This is a genomic window from Streptomyces malaysiense (genome assembly GCF_000980885.2).
Taxonomy (GTDB): domain Bacteria; phylum Actinomycetota; class Actinomycetes; order Streptomycetales; family Streptomycetaceae; genus Streptomyces; species Streptomyces malaysiense.
Map to the genome: position 1 here is coordinate 1 of NZ_LBDA02000044.1, position 8,713 is coordinate 8,713.

At 70.1% G+C, this 8,713-nt stretch carries 7 protein-coding genes and 2 pseudogenes; 6 read left to right on the forward strand and 3 right to left on the reverse strand.

From position 1 onward, the window contains the following. Positions 1-228: 228 nt before the first annotated feature. Both VT52_RS19040 and VT52_RS19045 read right to left on the reverse strand, forming a co-directional pair. Positions 229-519, reverse strand: a pseudogene (locus VT52_RS19040) (ribosome small subunit-dependent GTPase A); the annotation flags it as partial. 360 nt (positions 520-879) lie between these two features. Further along, positions 880-2,100, reverse strand: a complete 1,221-nt coding sequence (locus VT52_RS19045; protein WP_046428026.1) for an MFS transporter — start codon at positions 2,098-2,100, stop codon at positions 880-882. A gap of 314 nt (positions 2,101-2,414) precedes the next feature. On the opposite strand from VT52_RS19045, the gene VT52_RS19050 reads away from it, so the two are divergent. The 6 genes from VT52_RS19050 to VT52_RS19075 are packed head-to-tail and all read left to right on the forward strand — an operon-like array spanning position 2,415 to position 8,032. Further along, on the forward strand, positions 2,415-3,497 hold the full coding sequence (locus VT52_RS19050; RefSeq protein ID WP_046428028.1) for a threonine aldolase family protein: 1,083 nt from the start codon (positions 2,415-2,417) through the stop codon (positions 3,495-3,497). Next, positions 3,494-4,957, forward strand: a complete 1,464-nt coding sequence (locus VT52_RS19055) for a condensation domain-containing protein (RefSeq protein WP_046428030.1) — start codon at positions 3,494-3,496, stop codon at positions 4,955-4,957. Before VT52_RS19050 ends, VT52_RS19055 begins: the two co-directional genes overlap by 4 nt. Continuing rightward, a complete protein-coding gene (locus VT52_RS19060; protein WP_063888385.1) occupies positions 4,954-5,892 on the forward strand; it encodes a diiron oxygenase in 939 nt (312 codons plus the stop codon). Before VT52_RS19055 ends, VT52_RS19060 begins: the two co-directional genes overlap by 4 nt. Next, positions 5,879-6,169 carry an acyl carrier protein gene (locus VT52_RS19065; RefSeq protein ID WP_053055730.1) on the forward strand — a complete coding sequence of 97 codons (291 nt, stop codon included), beginning with the start codon at positions 5,879-5,881 and terminating at the stop codon, positions 6,167-6,169. The genes VT52_RS19060 and VT52_RS19065 overlap by 14 nt, the downstream gene beginning before the upstream one ends. Next, positions 6,156-7,031, forward strand: coding sequence for a class-II aminoacyl-tRNA synthetase family protein (locus VT52_RS19070; RefSeq protein WP_046428033.1), 876 nt, complete (start codon positions 6,156-6,158; stop codon positions 7,029-7,031). The genes VT52_RS19065 and VT52_RS19070 overlap by 14 nt, the downstream gene beginning before the upstream one ends. Then, complete coding sequence (locus VT52_RS19075; protein ID WP_046428035.1) at positions 7,028-8,032, forward strand: agmatine deiminase family protein; 1,005 nt, start codon at positions 7,028-7,030, stop codon at positions 8,030-8,032. The genes VT52_RS19070 and VT52_RS19075 overlap by 4 nt, the downstream gene beginning before the upstream one ends. A gap of 121 nt (positions 8,033-8,153) precedes the next feature. Here the strand turns inward: VT52_RS19075 and VT52_RS19080 are convergent. Continuing rightward, a pseudogene (locus VT52_RS19080) lies at positions 8,154-8,369 on the reverse strand (hypothetical protein); the annotation flags it as partial. Positions 8,370-8,713 lie beyond the last annotated feature (344 nt).

The window sequence follows — 8,713 nt, forward strand, 5'->3', positions numbered from 1 at the left end:
GCAACCGCGGTTTCCAACCGTAGAGTAGGCAGGTCAAGGAAAAGTCATGCACAAGCAATCTAGCGGTGACGGAGAAAACAATGGGACGGCGCCTGTCTCCAGGTCACCCTGCGCTGTGACATCGATCAGCAGGTAGGCAACGCCATGCCGTTCTCCGTCACCAGCCCGCTCAAGGCATCTTTACGGCTCCCCTCGGCAGCCAGGCGGCCGGCAGAGACCCATACCGTAAGGGAGGATCGTGCGCGCGTACCGCGGGTCACTGCCCTCGGGGGCGACGGCGACCCAGTCCCCCGTGCACACGACCTTCATCGGATCGCGGGGAACGACGAACTCGGTGTCGGCCCGGACGACGCCGTCAGGGGTGGCCACATCGCACTGGCCACGATCGACCCGGCCCGGGACCAGGCCCGGGCCGGCGTACGGGGCGAACTCGGCCTCCCAGCCCTCGTCCCAGCCGTAGGCGGCGAGCGGGTGCTGGACAGCGGAGGGGGAAAACGGGTGGAGCGAAGCGTTGGACAAGGGGAACCCTCGAAGGGTGGCCCCGGCGGCGCGCTCGGAGCGCGCGGATCGAGTGGGTGTCAGCCGAAGGCCACAGGGGTGGGAACGATGATCTCCTGAATGCGGGCAGAGCCCGTCACCGTGACAGTCATCAATGTCCTCACCTCCTGCTTCTTGCTCGACGAACCAACACCGTTCCTTCGGCAACGACACAGCCGTGCCTGGGAACGAGCAGAACCACAGCACTGGGCGACGGCCTGCGCGGCGGAAACGGGCATGGGCCGAGCGGGCGGATCGTGGGTGCGTACGGCGTCCACGACGGCCCGGCGCCCCCTCGGCGGTGGCGGACCCGTGCCGGACACCGATCCGCCGGCCGCACGTTCACGAGTCGCTGCGGCCCGCCGGTACGGTGGCAGACGCCCCGGCCGGGTCCTGCTCCGCACCGAACCCGGCGGCGGGAAGCCCCCGCGGCATCCGGCTCGCCGCAACGGCGATGGACAGCGCGACCCCGATGGCCGTGGCGATCCCCGTACGCAGCGAGCTCGCCTCCGCGACGAAGCCGATCAGCACCGGACCGACGAGCAGGCCCGCGTACCCGATCGCCGACACCTGGGCGATGGCGGCGTCGGAGCGGCCCGGGACGACCGCCCCGGCCAGCGACATGCACAGCGGCACCACGATGCAGACGGCCAGTCCCGTCAGCCCGAACCCGGCGATCGCCCAGGCCGCGGAAGACGCCAGGACCACCAGCAGCACGCCGAGAGCCGTCGCGGTGCCGGCCGCCGCCAGGAGCAGGCGGCTGCCGAAGCGCAGGCGCAGCCGGTCGCCGAAGAGCCGCCCGGTGAAGGTGGCCACCTCGTACAGGGGGTAGGCGAGGGCGGCGACCGCCTCCGTCGTGTGTAGCTCGCGGGTCAGGAGCAGTCCGCTCCAGTCCGCCACCAGCCCTTCGAGGAGGAGAGCCATGAAGGCGACGGCGCCGATCAGGTAGACGATGGCGGGCAGGTTGCCGCGCTGTTCGGTCTCCTCCTCGGCCGGCTCGTCGAGGTATGTCCGGCCCAACGCGAAGGCCGGCGGCAGCGCGACGGCCGCGACGCCCAGCACCGAAGCCGTGTACGAGACGTCCAGCGCGGCCAGCAGCACGGCCAGCAGGCCGCCGGCCACCGCGCCGACGCTCCACCCGGCGTGGAACCCGTTCATCATCGGCCGTCCGGCCCGCCGTTCGACCAGGCTGCCCTGCGCGTTCATCATCGCCTCGGCCACACCGGACGTCACGCCGAAGCCCGCGGCGGCGGCGAGCAGCAGCGGGAACGAGGGGCTGAGGGCGATCAGGCCCACTGACACGGTCACCAGCGGGGTGCCGATCCGCAGCAGCAGCCGGTTCCCCACCGCCGCGACGATCCAGCGCATGCACTGCATGGTGAGCGTCGCCGCGACGCCCCAGGAAAGGATCACCAGCCCCACATCGCCCGTGTCCAGGCCCAGCTTGGCCGCCAGTCCCGGGAGTCTGGCGGCCAGGATGCCGTTCACCACACCGACGAGGGCGAAGGTGCCGAGGACACCTCTGTGGGCGCGCCGCAGGGCGCGTGCCGGGGGAGTCTGCATGCTCCGTCTTCCTGTGTGCTTGGTACGGGCAACTGCCAAGCACATCAAGGCTGCACGGCAGGATTTCTTCTTGATCGGAAGTGTGCCGGAAGGCTTGCGTCGATTACTAGATCATCTCGTAGGATCTTCGCACCGGACATCGAGGGGAGTGGGAAAGGTACGGCTGCCACCAGCAGCCCATGACACCTTGCACCCCCATTCATCCCGATCCCCCCCCACACTTCCCGGCATCCCCGTATGCCCACGTTTCCCCGTGATCCAGCCGACACCGCGGCGCCCGTACGAGGCGCGTCGCGTGAGTGAAGGACGAAGGATTGATCTCCCGACTGCACGACCCCGCCTCGCGGGGCTTCGCCAGCGACAACAACGCAGGAATCCACCCGAACGTCCTGGCGGCCCTCAACACCGCCAACGAGGGCCACCAGACGGCGTACGGCGACGACGTCTACACCGAACGGCTCCAGCACGTCTTCCGCGACCACTTCGGCCCGGGCGCGAGCGTGTACCCCGTGCTCACCGGCACCGGCGCGAACGTGGTGGGCCTCCAGGCCATGAGCGAGCCCTGGGGCGCCGTGATCTGTGCCGAAAGCGCCCACGTGAACACCGACGAGTGCGGCGCCCCGGAGCGGATCGCCCACGTCAAACTGCTTACCGTGCCGACTCCTGACGGCAAGCTCACGCCTGCCCTCATCGAGCAGCAGGCAGGCGGGCGCGGCGACGTGCACCGCGCCCAACCGACCGTCGTCACGATCACCCAACCCACCGAACTCGGCACCCTGTACACGCCGCAGGAGATCGCCGACATCTGCTCCTACGCCCACGAGCGCGACATGACCGTGTACCTCGACGGTGCCCGGCTGGCCAACGCCGCGGCCGCCCTCGACGCCCCCCTGCGCGCCCTCACCACCGACCTGGGCGTGGACGTACTCTCCTTCGGCGGCACCAAGAACGGCCTGCTGCTGGGCGAAGCCCTCGTCGTACTCAACCCGGACGCCGTCCGCGGCACCGAGTTCCTGCGCAAGGCCGCGGCCCAGCTGGCCTCCAAGATGCGCTTCGTATCAGCCCAGTTCATCGCCCTGATCGAGTCCGGGGCGTGGCTGGCCAACGCCCGCCACGCCAACGCCATGGCGCGCCGCCTGGCCGAGGCCGTCGGGACGCTGGCCGGCGTACGCATCAGCCGGCCCGTGGAGTCCAACGCGGTCTTCGCCGTCCTGCCCGCGGACGCCACCGCCCGCCTGCAAAAGCGGCACCCCTTCTACGTACGCGACGAACGGACGGGCGAGGTCCGCTGGATGTGCTCCTTCGACACCACCCCAGAGGACGTCGACGCCTTCGCCGCAGCCGTGGCCGAGGAACTCGCGGCGGCCCGGACGGACACGGGAGCGGAGCAGACGTGAACACCCCCGCCGGCACACACACCAACGCCGACCCCGACCACAGCGGACAGCCCCTCCCCGCGCGGGTCCGCCGCGCGCCCTTCACCGGCGAGCGCGCCGTCGAAGCCGGGCTGAACTGGAGCCAGCAGGAGATCTGGGCGCTGATCGAGAAGTCGGCGCCGGACCACCACGTCTACAACGTGGTCGACGCCTTCCGCGTACCGCCCGGCGTCCGCCCCACCGAGGACGAGTGCCTCGACGCACTCTCGTTCCTCCTCTCGCGCCACGAGGCGCTGCGCTCGGTCTTCCCGCGCACGCCGGAAGGCCGGGTCGTCCAACGTGTCCTCACCGAGGGCGAGTTGCCCGTCGAGTTCGTGGACACCCCCACGACCTCGGGCGACGAGATCGGCGTACTCGAACGGTTCTTCGCCACCCGGAGGTTCTCCTTCGCCGACGAACTGCCGATGCGCCTGGTGCTCCTGGTCACCGAGGGCCGCGTGTGGGGCGGCGTGTACGTCTTCTCGCACATGGCGGTCGACTGGTACGCCCTTCAGTACCTGGCCGAGGAGGTCACCGCGTACTTCCGCAACGGGCGTACGCTCCCTCCGCTGCCGCCCGGCATCACGACCTCGGCCGGCCTGGCCGAGTGGCAGGAGTCGCCCGACGGCATCCGCAGGCGCGACCGCACCCTGGCCCATGTGGCCGCGCTCTACCGCGACCGGCCGCCTCTCGCGCTGCCGCCGGCGGTCGCGGACCTCCCCGAGGCATCGGCGTACCGGCAGGCGGCCCTGCGTTCGCGCGCCGCCCAGTACGCCGCCGCCCGCATCGCGGAGGACACCGGCCTCAGCATCGCGGCGGTCATCGTCGGCGCGACGGCCCTGCTGCTGCGCGAACTGACCGGCAGCGACCGCATCGACCTACACCTCACCAGCTCGCAGCGCTTCGGCCGGGACAGCCGCACCACGATCGCCACGATGATGCAGGAGAGCTACTTCTCGGTGGACCTCACGGGCGCCGACCTGACCCAGGCGGTCAAACGGTCCTGGCCGGCGGCCATCACCGCCTTCCAGAAGTCCGGATGCGACGCCGTCAGCATGAACCGGCTCCTCGCCGAGCTGGGCGACGGCCCGGACGCACCGCTGCACTTCGCGTACTGCATCAACGACCGGCGCACGCTGCCGGCGGACGCGGCCGTACGACGCGACGTCCGGGCCGCCGACCTGCTGCCCGGCACCGTCTTCACCTGGCTCCCGGTCACCGAGCAGGAGCCCTTCTACCTCATCGTCGACGACGGAGAAGAGGCAGGAGAGGAAACCGGAGTTGCCGCAGCGCATGCCGGTGCCAATGCCCACGAGGGCGGAGGCCCGTACCTCGAGTTCTCCCTGACCTGCGACATCCGGCACGTCACCGAAACCCGCATGGAGTCCTTCCTGCGCGAACTGGAGCGTTCGCTCGTCGCGCTCGCCGACTCCGTCGCATGACCGAGCCCGCCACCCGGGCGGCCGACCGCACCAGCACCAACCCGAAAGAACGCATCACCATGGACGATTCCGGCTTCAGCACCCTGCTCGCGCGCCTCTCCGAGAAGTCGCGCGACGAGTACTACAACCCGTACACCAAGTTCACGTGGCCCGACACCGTGCCCGAGGACCAGTGGTGGATGAACCCCGACTACCTCACCGTCTCCGGCACCGGCCTGATCGACGACGAGACGACGCTCAAGGCGCTCGCCCGCTACGAGACGGTCAACTTCTTCAGCCTGCACGTCCACGGCATCCGCGAGCTGATGATCGAGGTCGCGAGGCGCATCCACACGCCCGACTTCGCCGAGTACAACGAGTACCTGCACCACTTCATCGGCGAAGAGAACGCCCACATGTGGTTCTTCGCCGAGTTCTGCCACCGGTACACCGGCGGCATCTACCCGGAGGCCGCCTCCCCACTCCGCGGCGAGGGCTTCGGGAACCTGTGGGACGACGTCATCGTCTTCTCCCGCATCCTGATCTTCGAAGAGATCTTCGACTACTACAACAGCCGCATGGGCAAGGACCAGCTGATCCCGGACATCCTCCGCGAGATCCACGCGGCCCACCACCACGACGAGAGCCGCCACGTCGCCTTCGGCAAGCAGCTCGTCAAGCGCCTCTACGACCGCGCCCTGGCCGCCGACCCGGACCGCCGCGAGGAGATCGAGAAGTACGTCAAGGACTACATGACGTACTCCGTGCGCAGCCTCTACAACCCGCAGATCTTCCGCGACTGCGGCGTCGGGAACCCCCTCGCCGTCCGGCGCGAGGCGCTCTCGCACCCCGTGCGCGAGGCGTTCCACGTCAAGCTCATGACCCGGGTCGACAGGTTCTTCGTCGCTGCCGGAATCTTCAGCACCTCTTGGGGGACCGAGCATGTCAGCGCGTGAGAACAGCAGCACCACCTCGACCATGGCACACCCGTCGATGGACACCGTCCTCGGCTTCCTCCGGAAGCTCAACGCCTCCGTGGACACCATCGCCTGGGACCGCGACCTCATCGAGGCCCGGATCCTCGACTCGCTGGCCTTCGTCGAGTTCCTCCTGCTCATCGAGGAACTGACCGGCGAGCCCGTCGACCTGGCCACGACGGACGTCAACAACTTCCGCACGCTGGAGCGCATCAACGCCTTCCTCACGGAAGGTGCCAGCCATGCGCACGCCTGATCCGGGCCTGCGCGCCCCCGTCGACGTCACCGACGGCCTGGTCACGCTCGGCCCCGAGGCGGTCCGCCTCCGGGCCGCCCTCGACCGGGTGTTCACCGGCTGGGCCGCCGCGGCCGGCGCCGCCGAGGTCCTCTACCCGCCGCTGATCCCGGTCGCCGACCTGGCGCGCTTCGACTACTTCACCAACTTCCCGCACCTCGTCTTGGCCGCCACGGCGGTCAACACGGACGCCATCGCCGACCTGCCCACGCACCCCGCGGAGCCGGCCACGACCCTCGGCGGCCACCAGCTCGCCCGGGCCGGCCTGGTCCTACCCTCGGCCGCCTGCTACAACGCCTACCTGTCCCTGGCGGGCAGCCGGCTCGACGAACCGGTCCGGTTCACCACCATCGCGCAGTGCTTCCGGCGCGAGACGCACTACGAGGGCCTGCGCCGCCTGCACGGCTTCACGATGCGCGAGATCATCGCCGTCGGCGACGCCGAAACGGTCAAGGGCCACCTCACCACCCACAAGGACCTCGTCCTCGGCTTCGCGGCCCACCTCGGCCTCGACCTCACGACGGAGGTCGCCACCGACCCGTTCTTCGACGCCAACGGCTCCCGGGCCGTGATGCAGCGGCTCTTCCCCACCAAGGAGGAGTTCGTCGCCGACGGCGGCCTCGCGATCGCCTCCGTCAACTACCACCGCAACTTCTTCGGCGAGCGGGCCGAGATCACGTACGCGGGCGAAGAGGCCCACACCTCGTGCGTGGCCTTCGGCATGGAGCGGTGGCTGCACGTTCTCGCCGGGCGCTTCCACGGCGACTGGCAGGCCGCGGAAGAGGCAGTGGCATCCTTCCCCCTCCCCGGGGGGACGGCATGACCGGCTACCTGATGCCGGCCGAGTGGGAACCCCACGAGGCCTGCATGCTGGCCTGGCCGCCGTACGAGTCGCTGTGGGGCGACAGCTCCGGCTCCGTCGAGCGCGAGTACGTGGAGGTCGTACGGGCCATCGCCGCCTTCGAACCGGTGATCCTGCTCGTCCTGTCCGGCCAGGCCGAGCGGGTCAGGGCGCTGTGCGAAGTCGACGTCACCACCGTGGAGATCCCCATGGACGACGCCTGGCTCCGCGCGACCGGACCGATCGTGGTCCACGGTCCGCAGGGTCGGGTCGGCGTGGACTTCCGCTACAACTCCTTCGGCGAACGCTTCCACCCGTACGCTCGGGACGACCGGATCACCGAGCGGCTGCTCCCCGTCCTGGGCATCGAGCGCCGGGCCACCATGACGGTCCTCGAAGGCGGCGCCATCAGCGTCGACGGCGAAGGCACGCTGATCGCCACCGAGCAGTGTGTCCTGAACGCCAATCGCAACCCGCGGCTCGGCCGCGCCGACATCGAGGCCGAGTTCGAGGCCCTGCTCGGCGCGACCAAGGTGATCTGGCTGCCGTACGGCCACCTCGCCGGTGACACCGACGGGCACGTGGACCACGTGTGCCAGTTCACCGGACCCGGCCGGGTCCTGGTGGAGGCGCCGGGCGACCCCGCGCGACCCGACCACGCGCGCCTGAAGGCCAACCGCGCCGTTCTGGAAGCCGCCACCGACGCGGCGGGCCGGAGCCTGGAGATCCTCGAACTGCCGCCACAGCAGCCGGTACGCGTGCACGGCCAGGACGCCGTCGTGAACTACATGAACTTCTACATCGCCAACGGCGGAGTGATCATGCCGCTGGCCGGCACGAGCCGCGACGCCGAGGCCCTGGAAGCAGCCGCCAAGGCCTTCCCGGACCACCGCGTGCTAGGAGTCGAGGTCCCCACCCTGGCCACGGGCGACGCAGGCATCCACTGCATCACCCAACAACTCCCGGCCCCCCGACCCGCCTGACCCCAGTACACCCCACCCACGCCGGCTCTGCTGCCCACCGGGCCCAGCAGAGCCGGCGCAGTCACATGGAGGGGCATCAGCACACGAGCGCCCCGCAGCCCGTCCCACCACCCCGACGGGCTTACGGTTCCTCGGCCACCGGGGCAGCGAAGGACGGCGCGGCGGCTCTGCGGCGGCGGTACACCAGCACGGCGCCCCCCGGCAGTACGAGAGCGGCCACGCCGGCCACGCCGAGGGCCGTCTGCTCGGCGAAGAGCCGGCCCAGCACTTCGAGGACGCCGAGGCTCGCGGTCACGTAGATCAGCGCCCAGGCCGCTCCGCCCAGGAACAGGGCAGGGCACCCGTCAGCCGCACGAGCGTCCGGCCCCAGCCGGGCGCACGACGCACACCAGCCCGCTCAACGTCTCTCACCTGCGCCTGCCTCTGCCCGTTCCGTCCTATGAGTGCCACCCGCCCGCGCCACCGGGACCCGAACCTGCACGCCCGCACGCCAAGCAAGGCGGCCCGACCTGCGCGTTTCGTCCGGGGTTGGGTCCGGATCGTGATCGGAAAAGTGTATGCCTTCTGATCTGCAACGATGAGGCTTGTCTACCTCACGGATCCGGCCGCTCCAAACGGCATCTGTGCAGGTGAGGACTGTTGCGTATTACTCGCGCTCTCCCACGCGAGGGCGAGGAAGCG